20 protein-coding genes are annotated in these 20,179 nt (G+C 55.8%); 4 read left to right on the top strand and 16 right to left on the bottom strand.

What is annotated here, in order from left to right:
• Window positions 1–8 precede the first annotated feature (8 nt).
• A complete protein-coding gene (locus IC803_RS02865; protein WP_081208138.1) occupies window positions 9–653 on the top strand; it encodes an acetoin utilization AcuB family protein in 645 nt (214 codons plus the stop codon).
• Window positions 650–1,819, top strand: a complete 1,170-nt coding sequence (locus IC803_RS02860; protein ID WP_081208136.1) for an acetoin utilization protein AcuC — start codon at window positions 650–652, stop codon at window positions 1,817–1,819. The genes IC803_RS02865 and IC803_RS02860 overlap by 4 nt, the downstream gene beginning before the upstream one ends.
• Before the next feature lie 172 nt (window positions 1,820–1,991).
• Here IC803_RS02860 and ccpA read toward each other — a convergent pair whose 3' ends face one another.
• The 11 genes from ccpA to IC803_RS02805 form a co-directional block, all read right to left on the bottom strand.
• Entirely contained in the window at window positions 1,992–2,987 is a 996-nt protein-coding gene (gene ccpA / locus IC803_RS02855; protein ID WP_081208134.1) for a catabolite control protein A, read from the bottom strand.
• A gap of 210 nt (window positions 2,988–3,197) precedes the next feature.
• Entirely contained in the window at window positions 3,198–4,280 is a 1,083-nt protein-coding gene (locus IC803_RS02850) for a bifunctional 3-deoxy-7-phosphoheptulonate synthase/chorismate mutase (protein ID WP_081208132.1), read from the bottom strand.
• Between the two features lie 242 nt (window positions 4,281–4,522).
• Entirely contained in the window at window positions 4,523–4,855 is a 333-nt protein-coding gene (gene ytxJ / locus IC803_RS02845; protein WP_081208130.1) for a bacillithiol system redox-active protein YtxJ, read from the bottom strand.
• 5 nt (window positions 4,856–4,860) lie between these two features.
• The gene (locus tag IC803_RS02840; RefSeq protein WP_081208128.1) at window positions 4,861–5,244 is read right to left on the bottom strand and encodes a hypothetical protein; all 384 of its coding nucleotides are present in this window, start codon (window positions 5,242–5,244) and stop codon (window positions 4,861–4,863) included.
• Window positions 5,231–5,680 carry a DUF948 domain-containing protein gene (locus IC803_RS02835; protein ID WP_081208126.1) on the bottom strand — a complete coding sequence of 150 codons (450 nt, stop codon included), beginning with the start codon at window positions 5,678–5,680 and terminating at the stop codon, window positions 5,231–5,233. The genes IC803_RS02840 and IC803_RS02835 overlap by 14 nt, the downstream gene beginning before the upstream one ends.
• A gap of 257 nt (window positions 5,681–5,937) precedes the next feature.
• Window positions 5,938–7,242, bottom strand: a complete 1,305-nt coding sequence (murC, locus tag IC803_RS02830) for a UDP-N-acetylmuramate--L-alanine ligase (protein WP_081208124.1) — start codon at window positions 7,240–7,242, stop codon at window positions 5,938–5,940.
• A 127-nt stretch (window positions 7,243–7,369) separates the two neighbouring features.
• Window positions 7,370–10,147 carry a DNA translocase FtsK gene (locus tag IC803_RS02825; RefSeq protein WP_081208122.1) on the bottom strand — a complete coding sequence of 926 codons (2,778 nt, stop codon included), beginning with the start codon at window positions 10,145–10,147 and terminating at the stop codon, window positions 7,370–7,372.
• Window positions 10,148–10,253: 106 nt separating this feature from the next.
• Window positions 10,254–10,859 carry a YtpR family tRNA-binding protein gene (gene ytpR / locus IC803_RS02820; RefSeq protein WP_081208120.1) on the bottom strand — a complete coding sequence of 202 codons (606 nt, stop codon included), beginning with the start codon at window positions 10,857–10,859 and terminating at the stop codon, window positions 10,254–10,256.
• 21 nt (window positions 10,860–10,880) lie between these two features.
• Window positions 10,881–11,678, bottom strand: coding sequence for a DUF1444 domain-containing protein (locus IC803_RS02815; RefSeq protein ID WP_081208118.1), 798 nt, complete (start codon window positions 11,676–11,678; stop codon window positions 10,881–10,883).
• 45 nt (window positions 11,679–11,723) lie between these two features.
• Window positions 11,724–12,254, bottom strand: coding sequence for a DUF84 family protein (locus IC803_RS02810; protein WP_081208116.1), 531 nt, complete (start codon window positions 12,252–12,254; stop codon window positions 11,724–11,726).
• Window positions 12,255–12,358: 104 nt separating this feature from the next.
• Window positions 12,359–13,435 (bottom strand): M42 family metallopeptidase, encoded by a 1,077-nt coding sequence (locus IC803_RS02805; RefSeq protein ID WP_081208114.1) that lies wholly within the window; start codon window positions 13,433–13,435, stop codon window positions 12,359–12,361.
• A 116-nt stretch (window positions 13,436–13,551) separates the two neighbouring features.
• Between IC803_RS02805 and IC803_RS02800 the strand changes: the two genes are divergently transcribed.
• Window positions 13,552–13,848, top strand: coding sequence for a PepSY domain-containing protein (locus IC803_RS02800; protein WP_081208112.1), 297 nt, complete (start codon window positions 13,552–13,554; stop codon window positions 13,846–13,848).
• Here IC803_RS02800 and IC803_RS02795 read toward each other — a convergent pair.
• Both IC803_RS02795 and trmB read right to left on the bottom strand, forming a co-directional pair.
• Entirely contained in the window at window positions 13,843–14,694 is an 852-nt protein-coding gene (locus tag IC803_RS02795) for a YtnP family quorum-quenching lactonase (RefSeq protein ID WP_081208110.1), read from the bottom strand. The genes IC803_RS02800 and IC803_RS02795 overlap by 6 nt on opposite strands.
• Window positions 14,695–14,778: 84 nt before the next feature.
• Window positions 14,779–15,429 carry a tRNA (guanosine(46)-N7)-methyltransferase TrmB gene (gene trmB, locus IC803_RS02790; RefSeq protein WP_081208108.1) on the bottom strand — a complete coding sequence of 217 codons (651 nt, stop codon included), beginning with the start codon at window positions 15,427–15,429 and terminating at the stop codon, window positions 14,779–14,781.
• A 147-nt stretch (window positions 15,430–15,576) separates the two neighbouring features.
• On the opposite strand from trmB, the gene IC803_RS02785 reads away from it, so the two are divergent.
• Window positions 15,577–15,846 carry a YtzH-like family protein gene (locus tag IC803_RS02785; protein ID WP_081208106.1) on the top strand — a complete coding sequence of 90 codons (270 nt, stop codon included), beginning with the start codon at window positions 15,577–15,579 and terminating at the stop codon, window positions 15,844–15,846.
• 89 nt (window positions 15,847–15,935) lie between these two features.
• Here the strand turns inward: IC803_RS02785 and IC803_RS02780 are convergent, their stop codons facing one another.
• The 3 genes from IC803_RS02780 to IC803_RS02770 form a co-directional block, all read right to left on the bottom strand.
• Window positions 15,936–16,718, bottom strand: coding sequence for a phosphotransferase family protein (locus IC803_RS02780; RefSeq protein WP_081208104.1), 783 nt, complete (start codon window positions 16,716–16,718; stop codon window positions 15,936–15,938).
• Window positions 16,719–16,960: 242 nt separating this feature from the next.
• Window positions 16,961–19,129 carry a type I pullulanase gene (gene pulA / locus IC803_RS02775; protein WP_081208102.1) on the bottom strand — a complete coding sequence of 723 codons (2,169 nt, stop codon included), beginning with the start codon at window positions 19,127–19,129 and terminating at the stop codon, window positions 16,961–16,963.
• Between the two features lie 106 nt (window positions 19,130–19,235).
• Complete coding sequence (locus IC803_RS02770) at window positions 19,236–20,171, bottom strand: glucanohydrolase (protein ID WP_081208100.1); 936 nt, start codon at window positions 20,169–20,171, stop codon at window positions 19,236–19,238.
• Between the last annotated feature and the right edge of the window lie 8 nt (window positions 20,172–20,179).

Below are 20,179 nucleotides of genomic sequence, written 5' to 3'. Positions count from 1 at the left end.
GGAGAAAGATGATTGTTGAACAAGTCATGAACACATCGGTGGTCACGCTCCGCGCCACGAACACCATCGCCGAAGCGCTGCAGCTGCTTCGCCATCACCGCATCCGCCATCTTCCGGTCATCGACGGGGAAGGGCGTTTAGTCGGCCTTGTGACGGACCGCGATTTACGCGACGCCAGTCCATCGATTTTCCATCTTCATGAACATCTTGACGACCTGCAAAAACCGGTCAGCGCGATTATGAAAACAGACATCATCGTCGGCCACCCGCTCGATTTCGTCGAAGAAGTCGCCGCGCTCTTTTACGAACACCGGATCGGCTGCTTGCCGATCGTCAACGGAGGAAAGCTCGTTGGCATCATCACTGAAACGGATTTATTGCACACGCTCATTCAGCTGACCGGCGCCCACCAGCCCGGGTCGCAAATCGAAATTAAAGTGCCGAACGAAGCGGGAATGTTAGGCAAAGCGGCGAGCATCATCGCCGAGCACCACGTCAATATCGCCAGCGTCCTTTTGTATCCAGCCAGCGACCCAAACTATAAAATTTTAGTGTTTCGCGTCCAAACGATGAACCCGATCAACTTGATCCATGATTTGAAAAAGGCCGGTTATACAGTGCTCTGGCCGAACTTGCCGGGGGTTACGTCATGAGCGAAAAGTGCGTATTTGTTTACAGCGAGCAATTTCTTCAATATAAATTTCATGACGATCATCCGTTCAACCAGCTGCGGGTGAAGCTGACGTACGACTTGCTGCGGACGCTCGACGCCCTAGACGACGGCCGCATCGTCCACCCGCGCATAGCGTCGGACGAAGAGCTGGCGCTCATTCATGACCGTTCGTACATCGAGGCGGTCAAGGCAGCCGGGCGCGGCGAGCTTTCCGAAACAGCCGCGGTGAACTACGGCCTCGGCACCGAAGATACGCCGATCTTCCCGAACATGCACGAGGCGAGCGCGCTCCTTGTCGGCAGCACGCTGACGGCTGTCGATTGCGTTCTGTCCGGACAGGCCGATCATGCCCTCAACCTTGGCGGCGGCTTGCATCACGGGTTCCGCGGCAAGGCGTCCGGCTTTTGCGTCTACAATGACAGCGCGGTCGCCATTCAATACATCCGCGAAAAATACGGACTGCGCGTCTTATATGTCGACACGGACGCCCACCACGGCGACGGGGTGCAATGGGCGTTTTATGACGATCCAAACGTCTGCACGTTTTCGATTCATGAGACGGGCCGCTACTTGTTTCCGGGGACGGGAAACGTCAACGAACGCGGCCACGGAGCGGGGTACGGCTATTCGTTCAACATTCCGGTTGACGCGTTTACGGAGGATGAGTCATGGCTTTACGCTTACACGACGGCGCTTCGGGAAATCGCCGACTTTTTCCGTCCCGATGTCATTGTGACGCAAAATGGAGTGGACGCCCATTATTACGACCCGCTTACCCATTTGTCGTTGACGATGAAAACGTATCGCGCCATTCCGAAGCTCGCCCACCAAATCGCCCATGAATATTGCGGCGGCCGCTGGATCGCCGTCGGCGGCGGGGGGTATGACATTTGGCGCGTCGTCCCGCGGGCGTGGGCGCTTCTTTGGCTTGAAATGACGGAACAATCCGATATTTCCGGCCCGCTGCCGGTCGCTTGGCGCGAGCGATGGCAACCGCTTTCACCGGTCTCCTTGCCGCTTGAATGGGACGATCCGGACGACTTGTACCCGCCGATCCCGCGCAAGGCGGAAATTAGCGAAAAAAATGCCCAGACGACGGAAAAGGCGTTGTATTTCATTCGCAGCCAGCGGCGCGCGGGCACTTGATCCCGCCCATCCAAATGCACGATCATTCGCGTCTTTGATCGGCAAAGCAGGGAGCGGCTGCCCCCTCTTCGCGCCGCCTCCCGCTTTGCTTGAAGGAATGTGAAAACGCCGGCTTTCCCACCGCTTCATAAGGCGAAAAAAAAGCGCCCATCCGGACGCTTTTTCCCGTTGCTTATTTTGTCGACTCGCGCACTTCCAACCGGTGCGGCAAGACGACGACATGATTGTCGACTTGTTCTTTATTCATATACTTCGTCAGCAGCCGCATCGCCACCGCGCCGATGTCATACATCGGCTGCACGACGGTCGTCAGCCGCGGCCGCACCATCGTCGCCAGCCTCGTGTTGTCAAAGCCGACGACTTCAAGTTCATCCGGCACGCGCACCCCGTGGTCTTGGGCGCTATGGATGATGCCGAGCGCCATTTCGTCCGTCCCGGCAAAGACCGCCTTCGGCCGCTCGGCGAGCTCAGCGATTTTTTCATATGCTTCCAAGCCGGAGTCATACGAGTTGTCGCCTTCCACAACGAGTTCTTCCTCGTACGGCGTCCTGTGCTCCTCGAGCGCACGCCGATAGCCAGCCAGTTTCCGTTGGTTGATCGGGTCGTCGGTCGGACCGGTGACATATGCCACGCGCCGGTTTCCTTTTTCGAGCAAATATGTGACCGCTTCAAACGCGGCCTGCTCGTAGTCAATGTTAACCGAGGGGATCGTGTCGTTCGGCTCCACCGTCGCCGCAAGCACGATCGGCACGGACGATTTTTGAAACTCGGCGACGTGCTCCTCGGTGATCGTCCCGCCCATAAACAAAATGCCGTCCACTTGCTTGGCAAGCATCGTATTGAGCAAATGCAGCTCTTTTTCTTTGTTTTGGTCGGAGTTGCTTAAAATAATGTTGTATTTATACATCGTCGCAATATCTTCAATGCCGCGCGCCAGCTCGGCAAAGAAGATGCTCGAAATATCTGGGATGATCACCCCGACCGTCGTCGTTTTTTTGCTGGCAAGACCGCGCGCGACCGCATTTGGGCGGTAGCCGAGCCGCTCAATCGCTTCCAATACTTTTTTCCTTGTCGACGGCTTGACGTTCGGGTTGCCGTTTACGACGCGCGAGACCGTCGCCATCGAGACGTTCGCCTCTCGCGCCACATCATAAATCGTTACGGTCATTCCGTTCACTCCTTTTTCCTCAATCCGGTAATCTGCAAGAGTTCCGATATATATGTACAACTATCATACGATACATTATCGCCAACTCGCAACGAAATGGCAATGATTTTGCTGTTTTGTTCACAAACCGTTCATGGATAGTTTGCCCAAAAAACGTTTGCACAATTCAGTAAAAAATCCCCTTCGGCCAAGACCGAAGGGGAGATGGCTTTACGCCTGAACGAACTGGCGTTGGAACGCGCGCACTTCTTCCATAAATTCGTTGAATTGGGCAATATCCATTTGTTGGGCGGAGTCGGACAAAGCGACGGCCGGATCTGGGTGCACTTCGGCCATGACGCCGTCAGCGCCGATCGCCAACGCCGCTTTGGCGCACGGAATGAGAAGATCGCGCCGCCCGGTCGAGTGGGTGACATCGACGAACACCGGCAAGTGCGTTTCTTTCTTTAAGATCGGCACCGCCGAAATGTCGAGCGTATTGCGCGTTGCCCGCTCGTACGTGCGGATGCCGCGCTCGCACAAAATGATTTGCCCGTTGCCTTGCGACATAATGTATTCAGCAGCGTTGATGAACTCCTCGATCGTCGCCGCTAAGCCGCGCTTCAGCAAAACCGGCTTATTGACTTGGCCGGCCGCTTTCAGCAGCTCAAAGTTTTGCATGTTACGCGCCCCGATTTGGATGACATCGATATAATCCAAGGCGGTCTCAATATCCGCCGGAGTGACGATTTCGCTAATGACCGCCAAATCAAATTCATCGGCGATCCGTTTCAAAATTTTCAGCCCCTCGACACCGAGCCCTTGGAAGTCGTACGGCGATGTGCGCGGTTTGTATGCGCCGCCACGCAGCAGCTTAATGCCTTGCTTTTTCACCGCTTCAGCGACCGTAGCCACCTGCTCGTAGCTTTCGACGGCGCACGGCCCCATGACGAAATATTGGTTGCCGTCGCCGATCCGTTCGCCTTTCACTTCGACAATCGTGTTTTCCGGATGCTTTTTCCGTGAGACGAGCAGCGCTTTCCGGTGGTCATCCTCTTGCAGCTCAAGCGCCGCTTTAAAAATTTCCTTGAAAATGTGCTGCAGCGTCGACGTTTCGAACGGTCCGTCGTTATGCTCGGAAATAAGATCGAGCATTTTCCGCTCACGCACCGGGTCGTAGCGATGCGTCCCTTGCGCTTCTTTAATTTTCCCGATCTCTTGGACGAGACGCCCCCGTTCATTGATCAGCTTCAACAGCTGCAAATTAATTTCATCGACTCTCGCCCGCAGCTCATCTAATCTCTCGTTGCTCATGCTTCCCCCATCCTTTCGCCAAATATCGTGCGATGTTTCGCTCTTCTAGCCTCGCCTACCGGACGCCGGCAAGCCGCGCGCAAGGCGCTTCCCCCGTCCAGAAACAGAGCGGTTAAGTTTTTTAATTAGTCTTTATTATAATGGATGAAAAACCGGTTGTCACGAAAAAAATGCTTTTTTGATTAAACGCTTTTAAGTAGTAAAGTAAAACAGCCGGAAAAAACCGCCCGCTGGGCAGGCGGTTATGCGATGGCAGTATGCGTGTTCAACGCCTCGTACGTAATCTTCCAGTGCGACGCATGCCAGACGACTTGGCCGTTTTCAAACAGCAGCACTTGCGGCGACTCGTGCTTCACGCCCGTCAGCTCTGCGATGTAGTTGGAAAGCGGGCGCGCCTCCTGAACGTATAAGCAATAGACGGCCAGCTCCGGATGATCGGCGGCAAACTTCTCGCACTCGCGGAACGCCGCTTGGCTGATCGGGCATGTCAAGCTATGTTTAACGAACAAAAAGCGGCGCGTTTCTTGCATGATACGGTCAAACTGTTCGGTCGTCTCCAGTTTCTCCATTCCCACCGTCTTCACTCCACTTCTTTTCGATATGGCATGTTTTGCTCGGCATTATCTAGCGCGGCTTCCGCTTCCTCAAGCAACTTTTGGAGCGTTTCGCGATCCGCCTTGTCCGCGGATGGCGGAATCGGAATCGTCGTTTCTCCAACACCTTCCCCGCCGGCCGGCGCTTCAGCCGTTTTCAGCGGGATGAAGTGGGCGATTTCCTTCGTTTTCTCTTTAGCCGTCTCGAACCACTCAGCAGCGGTCGTTTTCACCGGCTCCCATGTTTCGTTATTGTTCCACTCGTTCAGCCACTTCCTCCCTTTTTCGCTCGTCAAAAACATCGCAGCAGCCGCGCCGGCGATGCCGCCGACAAGCGCTCCAAGCAAAAATCCACCGTTATTTTTCGCCATTTGGCATACCCTCCTTTTCCCGCAGTTGTTCTCTTTCTCTCCATTTTTCCCATATATCAAGCAAAACATTTGCCCAGCGCAGCGCTTTCGCCCACTTTTCTTGCCCTTGACCCGCTCTCGCCGACAGCGCCGCTGCCGTCTGCCGAAGCGCGCGGTTCAGCGACCGGACAGTGCCGCCGATTTCATTCACCGCCTCGACCGCATGGTTTAACTTTTCCGCCTTGTTTTGCACATCGCCGGCAATGCTGTTGGCCGTATGAAGAAGCTGGGTCACTTCCTTCGCAACCGTTTGCACTTGTTCATCGGCATGGCTGACCGCCGCGGCCAGCCGGCGCAGCGTCTCCTGCAAAACAATGAGCGTTCTCGCTATGTAAACCGAAAGAAGCAAAAAAGCGGCAGCGATGAGCGCGGCGCTCGCATACAAAAGCCATTCCACCTCATTCCCCCCCTTGCCTGTCGGACCGTTTCGTCCTCTTTGTACCCGTTCTGTCCCGTTTTCAAACTTCGACATCCCGCCTTTTGTTTCCTGCCTCACGCCCGATCTTTCCCAATCGACCGGCGGGGGCGGAGGATTCCGGCCATCCCCCTCGGGCAAAACCGAATTCGTCCCTTCCCTTTCTCTTGTCCACGAGTGAGAGTCTTCCTAGCGGAAAAGATTAAAAAACGGGCCGTCCGGCCCGTTTCCGTCGGCCGTCAGGCGGAAAGAACGGCCCGTTCGTATGCTTGTTGAAACTTTTGAATGTCGCCGGCGCCCATAAACACAAGCACCGCATCGCGATGCTGCTTCAACACGGACACGTTTTGCTCCTCAAGCAGCTGCGAGCGCGGGATTTGCGCCTGCAAGTCACGAATGGACAGCTTGCCATGATGTTCGCGCGCCGAGCCGAAAATGTCGCACAAATAAACGTAGTCTGCCTGTTGCAAGCTTTCGGCAAACTCGCGCAAAAACGTCTGCGTCCGCGTATACGTGTGCGGCTGGAAGATGGCGACGACTTCGCGCCCCGGGTATTTTTGTCTAGCCGCTTCTAATGTCGCCATAATTTCGCGTGGATGATGCGCATAATCGTCAATTAACACTTGGCGTCCGACCGTTTTTTCGCTGAAGCGGCGCTTCACCCCTTGGAACGTTTGCAGCCGCGCAGCGATCGTGCCGGCGTCAATCCCTTCGTAATGGCAAAGGGCGATGACTGCGAGCGCATTCAGCACGTTATGGGTGCCAAAGCGCGGAATGGTAAACGAGGCAAAAAACGTGCTGCGCACAAATACGTCAAACGCCGTCCCTTCTGTCGTTTTCACGATGTTGCGCGCTTGAAAATCGTTTTCTTCGCCAAGCCCGTAAAACAAAATCGGCACTTTTGCTTGAATCTTTTGCAAATACGGATCATCCCCGCAAGCGACAATCGCTTTGTTCACCTGCTCCGCCATCTGCTGGAAAGCAGAAAAGACGTCATCAATATTGGCGAAATAGTCCGGGTGGTCGAAGTCAATGTTCGTCATGATTGCATAATCTGGAAAATACGAAAGGAAATGTCTTCGATATTCACATGCCTCAAATACGAAATATTTGCTCCCCGGCTCCCCTTTTCCCGTTCCATCTCCGATTAAATACGACGTTGGATGCGCCCCTTGCATCACATGGGCAAGCAGTCCCGTCGTCGTCGTCTTCCCGTGCGAGCCGGTCACTGCTATGCTCGTAAACTTGCCTGCCAACTCCCCTAAAAAGCGATGGTACCGAATGACAGGAACGCCGAGCTGACGGGCCGCTTCGATTTCCTCGTGCGTGTCTGGAAAAGCATTGCCGGCAATGACGGTATAACCCGGGCGAATATTGTCTTTTGAAAAAGGCAATACCGGGATTCCCCGCTCCTCAAGCGCCTTTTGCGTAAAAAACCATTTTTCTACGTCCGATCCTTGCACTGTATAGCCGAGATCGTGAAGCACTTGCGCGAGCGCACCCATCCCTGTGCCTTTAATGCCAACAAAATGGTAAACTGTCATCGCTAAGCCCTCCAACCATCGTCTCTCTGTAAGACAGTATATGATATTCATCTAGTTTTGCCATTTATTTCATTTTGCTGTACCGGCTGTCTCATTTCCCCATTATAGCACGCCCGGCAGCAAAACACTACCGTTCGGAAGGGGAAAAACCGTCCGCCTGCAATGCACCCCGCTCGCGCCAACGCGCCCACTCTTCCTCGCTCATTAACACGTCGCGCGGTTTGCTGCCGCGCGCTTCAGAAATCAGCCCTTGCTCTTCCATCATCTCGATGAGGCGGGCGGCACGGTTGTAGCCGATGCGGAAATGGCGCTGCAAACTCGATGTCGATGCCCCGCCTTGCGCGATGACAAACCGGCACGCTTCATCGAATAATTCGTCATCTTCCTCGCCGAACGCCGCTGTCTGCCGGAACTCGTCCGGGCTGAACAAGTAGGAAGGCTCTTGCTGCGCTTTCACATACGCCGTCACCCGTTCCATTTCCTCATCGGAGATGAAGCATCCTTGCAGCCGCACCGGCTTGGCCGATCCGTTTTCCAAAAAGAGCATATCGCCGCGGCCAAGCAGCCGCTCGGCCCCATTCGCATCTAAAATCGTGCGCGAATCGATTTGGGAAGAGACGGAAAAGGCGATGCGCGTCGGAATGTTCGCCTTGATCAAACCAGTGATGACATCGACCGAGGGCCGCTGTGTGGCGATCAATAAGTGAATGCCGCACGCCCGTGCCTTTTGCGCCAACCGGCAAATCGATTCTTCGACATCGGCCGGAGCGGCCATCATCAAATCGGCCAGCTCATCAATGACAATGACGATGTACGGAAGGAGCGGTTCGCTGTCCCCTTGGGCGTGGAGCGAAGCGTTATACTTCTCGATATCGCGCACCCCGGCATGAACAAACAGCTCGTACCGCCGCTCCATTTCGCCGACCGCCCATTTGAGCGCTCCAGCGGCCGCTTTTGCCTCTGTAATGACCGGGCTGAGCAAATGCGGCAACCCGTTGTACGGGGCCAGTTCGACCATTTTCGGGTCGATGAGCAGCCACTTCACTTCGTGCGGGGCAGCTTTATACAGCATGCTGACAAGCATGGCATTCATGCATACGCTTTTGCCCGACCCGGTCGCTCCGGCGATGAGTCCATGAGGCATTTTTTGGATGTCCGTCACGATCGGCGCCCCGCTAATATCGAGCCCGAGCGCGACCGTGAGCGGAGAACGGCGCTCGCGAAACGCGCGGCTCTCCAAAATCTCCCGCAGCTGCACCGGCCGGCTTGACGGGTTCGGCACTTCGATGCCGATCGTCCGTTTTCCCGGAATGGGCGCTTCGATCCGAATATCTCTTGCCGCCAAGCTCAGCTTGATGTCATCCGTTAAGCTCGTAATTTTGCTCACTTTTACCCCTAGATCGGGCTGCACTTCAAACTGCGTCACTGTCGGCCCTTGTGTCGCATGAACCACTTTCGCGCCGATATGGAAGCTCTCAAACGTCCGGTCCAAACGGGCGCATTGTTCACGAATCCATTGCTCATCGCAGGCCGCCGCCTCCCCCGGCGGCGTAAGGAGCGACAGCGGCGGCAGCGAATAACCGCCCGGGCGGCGGGCCGCTTTTTCTTCGAGCTTGCGCCGGTCTTGCTTTAGCATCATCACGTTGTACGGAACGCGCGCTCGTTCCGGGCGGTGGCGGTCGATGGGCCGCTTGGTTTCGCCAGGCGGCAATGGGAGGCGAAGCGGCCCCTCCTCTCCTTCTTGGGAAACAGCCCTTGCATTTCCGTTATCGCTCTCCGCCGACAGCTTCATCGTTTCCTTTTGTTGTTCGTCACCGCCGTGATCCGGCTGGCTTAATCTATTTTCCTCCGTTCGCGCGGCTGACCGTATATCTCCGCCTTCATGGAAGCTGCCTTCCGGTTCCGCCGCGGTTGCCACTTCGCCAGGCGGCACATGTGCTTGTTCGTCTTTCATTTCCGCGGCCGCCGGTTCAACCATCGTCATCGCCGCCGCGGACCTCGCATCAGAGACGCCCTCTTCCTCCCAGATAAGCCCATCTGTCTGTTCTGTTTCTTTTACTGCCGGCCGCGTCAATGCTGCATTCGCTTCAGAAACGCCATCCTTTGCCGGAGTGCCTCCTTCTACCTGCTCTTCTGTTTCCGCTGCTGTCCCAGTGAATGCCGGTTCGCCAAGGATCGCTTCTTCCTTGACAAGCTCGGCTGGACGCTCTTTCGCTTCTGCCACCGTCTCGGTAAATGGCGCTTCGCCAAGAACGTCTTTTCCGGTCGCTTCATTTATCCGTTGTTCTGCGTCCGATGTGGCGATATGTACGGCCGCGTCAGCTTTGGCGTTCTTCTCTTTTTCCGTCGGCCGGCCGGCCGCCGCTCCCTCCTCGCCGCTTCGTCCAACTCTTTGCAACGTCCCCTGCGGCGCGGCGGCTTCGGCTAAATGAGAAGGGCGAGACAAAAGCGCTTGATCGCTTGACAAGTTTCCAGCTTGCTCATTGACGGTCGGCATCCCGGGACGGTGGCTCGCCTTGTCTGCGATCCTCACAGCGGCGATCGTTCCTTGTTCCGTCAGCCGTTGCCGCCATTCATTACGATTCTTATCATATCCAAACACAGGAGACGGCACATCGGACGGGCGGAACGGCTTTTTTTCCGCCGATTCTCTCACCGGATCGGCGATTGGGCGGCGCGGGGCCTTCACCTTGCTTTCTTCGCCGGCCATTCGCCTCAGCGTCTCCTCGGCCCGTGGGGAATGATCGTCCGGAATGAGCGGAAAGCGGAAGCGGCCTTGCGGATACTGGTACACGACTTTCGCCTCGGCGCGTTCCGTCCTGTGATCCATTCGTTTTCCACCGGCCGGTTGTTCGTGTTCCTCCTCATCCGTTAAAAAACGGAGCCATCGTTTCCAAAATTTCATTGGTCGTTCCACTCTTTCTATTCATTCGGTGTCGGAAAAAACGCCACTGGAGTCTATGCCAGTGACGTTCAGGCTGAATATCGTCCGGCTCTTGCCTATTGCCCCGTTAAAACGTGAACGGTTGCCCCACCTCATACTCATCGGAGAGCACAAGAATCCCTTTTTCCTGCGGGGCGTTCGGCAGCCCGAGTTCGCGCGCCGAGCAAATCATGCCGGATGACCGGACGCCGCGCAGTTCACTTTCTTGAATGACAAGGCCGCTTGGCATGACCGCGCCGATTTTCGCGACGACGACTTTTTGCCCTTCAGCGACGTTCGGCGCCCCGCAGACGATTTGCAGCACCTCATCGCCGACATCGACTTGGCAGACGCTCAACTTATCAGCGTTCGGATGCTTCGCTTTTTCCTTCACATATCCGACGACAAATTTCGGCGACAAGTCCGCTTCAATCCGTTCGTCACAGCTGTTTTTCGCCAAAATATCATTGATGATGCCAACAAGCTCGTCGTTGACGTCAAGCGGTCCACTTCCAGAAAATGGATAGTAGGAAGAAGCGGAAAAAATGTTATAGCCGACCGTCTCGCCGGTGCGTTCAGAAACGATGCGGACGACATCGCCTTGTTTCGTAAACGCCCGCTCCTCGTCAGCCGCTGGCTTTAGCGATACGAGCAACACATCACCGATCCCTTCGCGGTTGTAGAACACGTTCATTGCTTGACTCCTCCTTATGCCTTACGTTCTCCGTTTTTTTCCTAAAATGAAAATCGGTTCGAGTTTGCCGTTTTCGTATAAAAAGGACAGCGCCGTGATCGGCACGCGACCGCCGGCAAAAAAGCTCATCGTCATTTGCGCGAGCACATCGTAGCCGATCTCATTGCGCAAATCGGCAATAATGAGCACATCTTGATGCGGAACGGCCAACGCCATCGTTCCTTCGATGCGCGTGTGCATCTCGGCCAAAAACGCATCGTTTAGGATCCGGCTCGCATCATAGCCGTCGTTCGTGTTGACAAAATAAAACACGTTGTCGGCGACGCGGTCTTCTTTCACCGGCGCCGGCAGCGAACGGACGTTAAAGCGGGCGATTTCCTTCACCCGCTCACGGTTCCATGCTTCCTTTTCCATCATTTGTTCGTCGATCAGGCGATACGTTTTGCCTAGATCAAGCGCGTAGTAAATGCGCGTTTCCGCCGTATGATCATCATGCAAAAGCGGAACGCCTTCTTTCGTTTCGGTCGGAAACGACGTCGACCGAATGACGGGATAAATGTTCCGCTCGTTTCCGGAAAGCGTTGCCGTTTCTTCCATCGTTTTCAGCGTTTCTTCTACGTAATAAATGATTTCGCGCACCGCTTCGTCTTTTTGTTCGTGCCACTTGGCGATCACGCCGGGAAGCGAGATCGTCACCCCTTTTTTCGTGCGGCGGTCTTCGATGCGCATCGTGTCTTGTTTGGCATCAAAGTGGAACGTCCAGTGCGGATGGGTTTTGAGACGTTCCTTGATCATTTCATACATTTGCCGGCTGTTCATCTCTTTCCCCCTTGCCTTGTCGCTTCTGGGCCGCTCCCCATTCCATCATACCGTGAACGGCCCGTTTTGACAAAAAAATTCGTATTGGCCGGCCAACAGTTGAACGATGTGGGAAAACATCGCCGCGCGGTCGATGCGTCCGTTCGTAAATACGCCGACCGCCCCTTCCTTTGTGCGGATGTTCCGCCGCCCTGTATACTCCTCCATCAGTTCGCCGAGCTCACGCCCCGCCTCAAGCCCGGCGCCGATCTCCGGCGGCAAGGCGAGGCGCGCGCCGCCGGCAGCAACCGTGATGCCGTTTCGGTCAACGAGCGCTCCCCAGTTGCAAAGCCACCATTGCCCGTCTATGTTCATAACGCCGCCCTCAAGACCGATGCCGATGTCCGCCTCTGCCGCTTCAAGCGTCCGCTTGGCGCGCTCGATCGCGCCAAGACGCGTTTCTTCGTCCGAAAGCGGCTGAGCGGAGACGCCTGAGGGCACCTCAAGCGGAACGATGCGATAGTCCGTCTCCCCGAACACCGCGCGGACGGCGGCGATTTTCGCTTCGTTTTTTGTTCCGACTGCCATCGTCTTCATGGTTCGCCCTCCTTGGCATGGAAAAGGAGAAGCCGACGCTTCTCCCCCTTATCTTATTTAGCTTTTCCTATCGTTTTGCCTCTTTGCCGCCATTCGTTTTTTGTTTAGCTGTTGGCGCGGATCGCTTCGACCGTCGCCCGGTCGCACCGTTTGACGAGCTCAACGATGAGCGCTTTCGCCGCCGCATAATCATCGACGTGAATGATCGCCGCATGCGTATGAATATAGCGGGCGCAAAGGCCGATGACCGCCGACGGCACGCCGCGGTTCGCGATATGAACCCGCCCGGCGTCCGTTCCTCCGCCCGGAGAAATGAAAAACTGATACGGGACATCAAGCGCCTCCGCTGTATCGAGCACGAACTCGCGCATGCCGCGGTGCGTCACCATCGTCCGGTCGTACAAACGGACGAGCGCTCCTTTGCCGATCTGGCCAAACGCCTGTTTGTCGCCAGACATGTCGTTCGCCGGGCTCGCCTCAAGGGCGAAGAAGATGTCCGGGTTGATCATCGTTGCCGCCGTCTGCGCCCCGCGCAGCCCGACTTCCTCTTGCACCGTCGCTCCGGCATACAACACGTTCGGCACGGCTTCGTCTTTCAGCTCTTTTAACAGCTCGATGGCGAGCCCGCAGCCGAACCGATTGTCCCACGCTTTCGCCATCACCGTTTTCCCGTTCGCCAGCACCGTGAACGGGCTGACCGGCACGATCGGCTGACCCGGGCGAATGCCGATCCGCTCGGCGTCCTCACGGCTTTCCGCGCCGATGTCGATGAGCATATGTTTGATTTCCATCGGTTTATTTCGCTGCTCCTCATCGAGCAAATGCGGCGGAATCGAGCCGATGACGCCGACGACCGGCCCGTCGTTCGTGATAATTTGCACGCGCTGGGCGAGCAGCACTTGATTCCACCAGCCGCCGAGCGTTTGAAAGCGAATCATGCCGTGCTCGGTAATCGCTGTGACCATAAACCCGACCTCATCCATATGGCCGGCGACCATCACCGTTGGGCCTGTCTCGTCGCCGCGCTTGACGCCGAAAATGCTGCCGAGGCGATCTTGCACGATCTCATCGGCGTATTTGGCGAGCTCTTTGCGCATAAATTGCCGCACCGCGTGTTCATGGCCCGGCGCCCCCGGCAGTTCGGTCAGCGTTTGAAACAGTTGCAACGTTTCTACGTTCATCACGGTTCTCCCTTCTTCATATCAATTCAGTGCTTTCCGTTTTTTCCGCCCTGCTTACATCTTCCGCCAAAATCGGCTATACTAAACCGTATCAAGGCAAAAGGAGGAACAAATACATGGCTTGGAAAAAATGGGTTGTTGGCGCCGCTGTCGGTGCCGCCGCCGTCTACGCCATCCGCGCCGCATCGCGGCCCGCGCTTCTTGCGCCGGAAAAAGCGCTGGCCATCGCGAAACAATCGCTCGGCGGGCCGCTCTCAATCCGCGGCTCATGGATTCAGGCCGCTCCGGAACGGTATGAGAAAAACGGGTTGACGTACACCGTCTACCGCGGCGGCATTTGCCGCGATGACGGGGATGACGAGTTTTGGGTGAACGCGTACACCGGCGCCATTGTTGACACGAAACCGCTATAACGCCGGCCGGTTTCGCTTCACTTGCTCGGCGATCGCGCCGTCTTCCCGCCATTTGACCGCGCGGTAATAGGCATCATGGTAAAACGTAAACCAAGCGTTCCGCTCGATGCCGTACGGAAGCCACCGCTGTTTGGCAAAAATCGAGTCCATCGGGTAATCGTCATACGCCATCACCCAAAGGACGTTTTGATGGGCATGCGTGCCGAGCAAATCGCCGAGATGGATCGCCATCTCCCCATCCGATTCAATCAACACGATCGCATGGCCGGCGCTATGCCCACCCGTATGTATGACGCGGATGCCGGAGACGACTTCCGTTTCTTTCGTAAACGGAATGACTTGGTCGGCAATCGGTTCCCAATTTTCTTTCCAATACGTATTGCGCGAGCGGATGTTGGGCGCGCGCATTTCCTCCCATTCAACGTCCGATGTGATGATCGCTGCGCGCGGAAACGCCGGCACGAGCCGCCCATCTTCCCAAACCGTCAGCCCGCATGCATGGTCAAAATGAAGATGGGTCATGATGACAATATCAATATCGCCGCGCGTCATCCCAAGCGCAGCGAGCGACTCGTCAAGCGACGATTCCTCGGTGACGCCGAAATTGCGCTTTTGCTTGTCAGTCAGCTTGCCGTTGCCGATGCCGGACTCAATGAGCAGCCGTTTGCCGCCCGCTTCGACCAAAATCGGGTCGGTTCGCAGCTCAATTTGATTGTTGTCATTCGGCGGATATTTTTTCGACCAAAGCGGTTTGGGCACAACGCCAAACATCGCCCCGCCGTCAAGATGTGTGACGCCTCCGTTCAGCCAGGTCAATGTCACTTGTCCGACTTTTAACTGTTCCATATTCTTCTCCCCCCTTTTCTTAGTGTACCATTTTCTTCATCAACCGGAAAGAAAATAAAAAACCCGACCAAACAGGTCGGGCCGTTATGGCCGCTTGGGCGGACGAAGCGCCTCGCAGCGGTAAATGCGGTTTCCTTTTGCGGAAAACTTTTCTTCATACTCCGTCATGACGTTGCCAACAACATCGCTCCGATGCAAATCCAGTTGGACCGCCGCGAGCACAAACCCGTATTGTGACAAGCTGACAAGCGAATATTCAAAAAACGGCTGATTGTCCGTCTTCAAATGGATGTCCCCGTCCGCGGACAAAATGCGGTCATAGAGCGCCAAAAAATCCCGGTATGTGAGCCGCCGTTTCTCGTGCCGCTTTTTCGGCCACGGATCGGAAAAATTCAAGTAAAGGCGCGCGATTTCTCCGTCGGCAAAAAAGGCGGCAAGATCTTTCGCATTGGCATTAAGCAGCCGCACATTTGGCAGCTTGCTCTCGATCAGCTTATCCAACGCTGACACGAGCACGCTCGGGTACAGCTCAATGCCGATAAAATTGATGTCAGGGTGCAACTCCGCCATTTCGGTAATAAATTTTCCTTTTCCGGTGCCGATTTCAATATGGATCGGCCGGTCGTTGCCAAACAGCTCATGCCACCGCCCGCGCTTCGCTTCCGGGTCAGGGATGACATACTGAGGGTAAGCGGCGATCTTTTCTTTCGCCCACGGTTTGTTGCGCAAACGCATATTGACACCTCTGTCTCGTTTCCGTTTGTTGTTTTGACGCTACGCTGTTAGTATAACCGCGCTTGAAGAAGCAAACGCCTAGGCATAAACGCCCCCAGGCCCGGACATATTAAAACCGTACAGCTTTGCTAAAGGATGGTGATCGGCATGCCGCTCGACCATAGCCACCAATTGACCGTTCTCCGCGATATTTTATCTGAACACCAACTCGATTGCTGCGGAACGGTTTCCGAATGTGAACAAATCGAACGGCTTGTCAAATCGCTGCTCGCCAACAACGAGGTGAGCGCGAATGTCAAGCAAATTCTTCCGAACATTTACGCCTACGGCCAAGGCGGAAAATACAGCCCTGATGTAAACGCCCATATTTCCGCGCATCAAGGCCAACTCGCCGATTGGGTAAACGAGCTGTCATAAACCGCGCAGCCGCGCGCTGGCTAAACACCGACGCCGCCAAGCGCCGGCGTTCCGCCTCCTTTCGCGGGTCGTCAGCAGCCTTTGTCCCCCTATTGTTCCGCGATAATGTACTGCAATAATTGCAATGACTGTTCCCTTTCCTTTTGGCTGTCCTTCCCTTTCGGCCAAAACAAGGAATGCAGCGTATGAGCGATCGCATACCATTTCAGGCGGAGGGCAAGCCCCTCCGTCCATGAGGCTCCATACTGATGAAGCCACGCTTCCCACTCGGCCCGCGGAATGTATAAATGAAGCAGCATGCCGATGTCAATGGCCGGATCCGCAATGACGGCTCCGTCCCAATCGATTAAGTACAACGTTCCGTCATCGGCAAGCAGCCAATTGTTATGGTTAATGTCACAGTGGCAAACGACGTATTGATCATCAGGCAATAACGACACGCGCTCTCCAAGCCAGCCGAGCGCTTCACGAACGGCCGCAGCGCCGATCGGGTGGCATCGCTGCCGCTCGGCGAGCGCAGCGAACATCTTTCCGGGGTGGAGCGGCGTTTTGCCGAGCCGCTTAAGCATCGTCACCAGCTCTTTGGAGCCATGAATTTTTCGCAACAACGCCGCCACCTGTTCGCTTCCCATTTCATGCGGCTTCAGCTCCCGGCCGTTCAGCCATTGCTGGGCCGTAAACACATCGCCGTTTTCGAGCCGTTTCGTCCAGACGAGCTTCGGGACGATCCCCTCGGCCGACAATACGGCGAGAAACGGGGAAGAGTTCCGTTTCAGAAACAGCTTCTTCCCCTCATATTCGGCAAAATACGCATCCCCTGTTGCACCGCCAGCCGGAGTGATCTCCCACTCCTTACCTAGTAACTGTTCCAAAGCATGTTCACCTGCGACTTAAAAAATAGAAAACGTGTCCGTTTGCTTCTTGTTGCGCACAAATAAAAAGGACGGCCGTGCCGCGTCCTTCTTCCGTCCGTTTTACTTGTATTATACTGAAATACCGCCCCGGCATGCAAACATTTTTCTTGCCAGGCCAACTGCTTAAAACTGCCAAAGTCTGCGCGTCAAAGCAAAAAGGGAAGAAGCTGTACCGTGGTGGTTTCGCTCATCCCCCATGTTCAGCAGGCATTGATCGCTTCTGCTCTGACAAGCACCCATGTGCCGATGCCGTCAAGGTCAAGAGCACGGCGCACGCGCCGGAGCGGAATCGTCCCGCTTCGTTCCCCGTCGCAGACGACGTCCCACTCTCCTTCATCCGGAAGAAGCATCGTCTCTCGCTTTTCTTCGTGATGATGAATGACGATGATTTCCGCCCACGGCCCATAGACGGCGACATCGCGCAGCCGATAGGCGATCACAGACGGCGGGGTCGGTTCAAAAAACACGAAATGGCGCAACACCTCCGCTTCTGTCGCGAGGCGAAACGCGCCGTGCGCCCGGCGAAGAGCGATCAGTCCTTGAACATAGCGAACGTCGTGTTCATAGCGGCTTTTCCGCTCCCAATCGATCCGGTTGACCGCATCAGGCGCCTGATAGCTGTTGCCGTCTCCGCCTTTTGTCCGGTAAAACTCCTGGCCGCTATGCAAAAACGGAATGCCTTGCGCCAAGAGAACGATCGCCGTGGCAAGCTTTTGCCGTTTGCGTCTCACCGTTTCCGATTCGTGGCCGTTCGCGACCTCCATTTTATCCCAAAACGTATGGTTGTCATGACATTCGACGTAGTTAACCGATTGAAGCGGATGGCAAAACAGCCCGCCTAGCGCCCGCAAACTGCCGGCGATGGCCGTTTTCGCCTGTTCGCGTCCGCCTGATTCGCCAAGGGCAAAGCCGCGTTCAGGCAAGTGGAACGTGCTTCCTTTCATCGTATCGCGAAACCGGTCATTGAAATAGGCAAGGCGCGGCAGCTGCCCGGCGTTGGCCATCGTCGCTTTTTGCTCCGGCGCAAGCGGTGTCGGCAAGTCCCATCCTTCCCCATACACGAGGATCGATGGATCGACCGCATCAAGGGCGTCACGCACCGCCTTCATCGTCTCCATATCATGCACGCCCATCAAATCGAAGCGAAATCCATCAATGCCGTACTCTTTCGCCCAAAACGTGACCGAATCGACGATCCAGCGGCGCACCATCCGCCGCTCCGAGGCGATGTCGTTGCCGACGCCGGTGCCATTGGCCGGTTGGCCGTAGGCATCGTAGCGGAAGTAATACCCGGGAACGAGCTTCTCAAGCGATGACTGCTCCCGGTCGTAGACGTGGTTGTACACCGCATCCATCACAACGCGCAAGCCGTTTTCGTGCAACGTGCGGATCATTTGTTTTAATTCAACAATACGTGCGTACGGATCGGTTGGATCGGTTGCATAACTCCCTTCCGGTGCATATAGATGAAGTGGATTGTATCCCCAGTTATACGCCGCTTGCGGATCTCGTTCATCGACCCCGGCAAAATCGGTAAACGGCATCAGCTGCACATGGGTGACACCTAGCTCTTTTAAATAGGAAAGCCCGGTCGACGTCCCGTTCGGCCCGCTTGTGTCCGCTTCAGCCAATCCGAGATACTTCCCTTTATGGACGGCACCGCTGTCCGGGTGGCTCGTAAAATCACGGATGCTCACCTCGTAAATAACGGCGTCAGTCGGCGATGCGAGCGGCGGCAGCGGATGAGCGGACGGGGCGAGCTGCGTCTTTTCCCAGTCGATGACAACGCCATACTCACCGTTGATGGAAACAGCCGTCGCATACGGATCGACCGCTTCGCGCCAGACACGGTTAATGCAGGCCACATACGTGTAATACGTTCGTTCCCAATCGCCGGGGACGGCGGCTGACCATACGCCGCGCTCTCCGCGCTCAAGCGGCACATAACGGACATCGTTGCGATCCGGGTCGATCAACTTGACGTTGACCGCGGTGGCCGTCGGAGCCCAGACGCGGAACACCGTTTGTTCCTTTGCATAGTCCACTCCCAGCTTCCCTTCGTAAAAAAACTGATCATCGAACGCCCGCGTCCGCACGACAGCACCGATTTGCACATCGGTCATCTCCCCTGAGCAGGCGCGAACCCAGTACGTCGACCCAAACGCGAAAGCAGACGAAAAGCGACAGACATATTTTACCGTATCCCCTAAATCCTCGGTCTGCTGCACGGCAAGCGGAAATTCCTCCCCGCTTGGCGCCACCATCGTAAATGGCGCCATCTCGTCAGGGCGACGCGACTTCGGCACAAGCACGGTGAGTTGATCCATCTCGTCCAAATAGGCGACAAACGTTCGGCGAATGTGAAGCATAGTGGCTCACCCCCTTTTTTGGCCTCCCGTTATTACTATCATACGCAAAAGAAAAAGGGCGGTGCCAAAAAATCGGCCGATTCGCCCCATCGATGCACAGATGCATTTATTGTTGCCGTTCTTCGCTGTGAATATTCCCATCCAGGCGGCGGCTGTAAAAACTGGCGCAGCGGCCAAGCAGCGCCGCCGCCGCCTTCAGCTGCTGATGGCGAAGCGGGAGGGCCGAGCGGCGCAAGCGGGAAAACCATTGTTCATAATTTCGTTTATCGATATAGTGAAGAAATGGAAAAAGATGGCCGTGGTCAATATAGCCATAGCGGTTTAACAGCACGAGATGGATCGGCCAATCGATTCGATGTTTTTGAAAAACATCGGAAACGACCTGTTCTGTCCGCCGCAATGACACGACCGGATTCACCCGCTTTGTTTCTTCGGTTCCAGCCCGCTCCGTCCAAAACCGGCCTGTGGAGGCGATCACCACATTGTCCGGCTTTCCCTCGACAAAGGCGATGCACCAAGCCGCCGCCGGCGTAAGGATGATCGTCTCGAGCTCGACGAGCGCCTTGCCGGCCATAGCGACTGGGCGGTAAAAACATAAATAGGTATCCGGAAACCGCTGCAAAAAATATTTCAACGTTTCATCGCCATACAGCGCGTCGTCAAACGGAGAAGCGTGCGTCATCGTCGAACTCGCCCATTTCAGCTGGAGCTGAAACAATTCATCAAGAAATTGCCGCTTCAGCTCCTCAACGGTGGCCGCCCGGCTGGCCATCGCCTCAGCTGGCGGCTCTTCCTCCTCCTCCGCCGGGACGCGGCGCCACCTCTTTGCAAGCCGCTCCCACCACGACGGCTTGTCAAGCAAAAAATCCCACGTTTCTTCCGCCCCGGTTTGGACGTTTATGCCGGCGTTACGCTCCGCTTCCCACCGGGATTTCGCCTGTTCCCACTGCCATTGTTTCAGCCGGATAAATTCCGGTACATAATAATACACATCCGTTTCATAGCGGGAGATGTAATCCCGCAGCTTCACGAGCTGCCCCATACCCTCAC

The sequence above is a fragment of the Geobacillus sp. 46C-IIa genome (assembly GCF_014679505.1).
Taxonomy (GTDB): Bacteria; Bacillota; Bacilli; order Bacillales; family Anoxybacillaceae; genus Geobacillus.
This window is presented reverse-complemented; position numbering and strand designations above follow the sequence as displayed.

Bases quoted from the DNA above. Each gene is read 5' to 3' on its own strand.
- IC803_RS02785 (WP_081208106.1), top strand. From the start codon at position 15,577: ATGCCGCTCGACCATAGCCACCAATTGACCGTTCTCCGCGATATTTTA.
- IC803_RS02805 (WP_081208114.1), bottom strand. From the start codon at position 13,435: ATGAACGTAGAAACGTTGCAACTGTTTCAAACGCTGACCGAACTGCCG.
- murC (WP_081208124.1), bottom strand. From the start codon at position 7,242: ATGACAGTTTACCATTTTGTTGGCATTAAAGGCACAGGGATGGGTGCG.
- ytpR (WP_081208120.1), bottom strand. From the start codon at position 10,859: ATGAACGTGTTCTACAACCGCGAAGGGATCGGTGATGTGTTGCTCGTA.
- IC803_RS02850 (WP_081208132.1), bottom strand. From the start codon at position 4,280: ATGAGCAACGAGAGATTAGATGAGCTGCGGGCGAGAGTCGATGAAATT.
- IC803_RS02810 (WP_081208116.1), bottom strand. From the start codon at position 12,254: ATGAAGACGATGGCAGTCGGAACAAAAAACGAAGCGAAAATCGCCGCC.
- IC803_RS02795 (WP_081208110.1), bottom strand. From the start codon at position 14,694: ATGGAACAGTTAAAAGTCGGACAAGTGACATTGACCTGGCTGAACGGA.
- ccpA (WP_081208134.1), bottom strand. From the start codon at position 2,987: ATGACCGTAACGATTTATGATGTGGCGCGAGAGGCGAACGTCTCGATG.
- IC803_RS02865 (WP_081208138.1), top strand. From the start codon at position 9: ATGATTGTTGAACAAGTCATGAACACATCGGTGGTCACGCTCCGCGCC.
- IC803_RS02860 (WP_081208136.1), top strand. From the start codon at position 650: ATGAGCGAAAAGTGCGTATTTGTTTACAGCGAGCAATTTCTTCAATAT.
- IC803_RS02825 (WP_081208122.1), bottom strand. From the start codon at position 10,147: ATGAAATTTTGGAAACGATGGCTCCGTTTTTTAACGGATGAGGAGGAA.
- IC803_RS02770 (WP_081208100.1), bottom strand. From the start codon at position 20,171: ATGGGGCAGCTCGTGAAGCTGCGGGATTACATCTCCCGCTATGAAACG.
- IC803_RS02840 (WP_081208128.1), bottom strand. From the start codon at position 5,244: ATGGCGAAAAATAACGGTGGATTTTTGCTTGGAGCGCTTGTCGGCGGC.
- IC803_RS02815 (WP_081208118.1), bottom strand. From the start codon at position 11,678: ATGAACAGCCGGCAAATGTATGAAATGATCAAGGAACGTCTCAAAACC.
- trmB (WP_081208108.1), bottom strand. From the start codon at position 15,429: ATGCGTTTGCGCAACAAACCGTGGGCGAAAGAAAAGATCGCCGCTTAC.
- pulA (WP_081208102.1), bottom strand. From the start codon at position 19,129: ATGCTTCACATTCGCCGAACGTTTGTCGCCTATTTGGACGAGATGGAT.
- IC803_RS02800 (WP_081208112.1), top strand. From the start codon at position 13,552: ATGGCTTGGAAAAAATGGGTTGTTGGCGCCGCTGTCGGTGCCGCCGCC.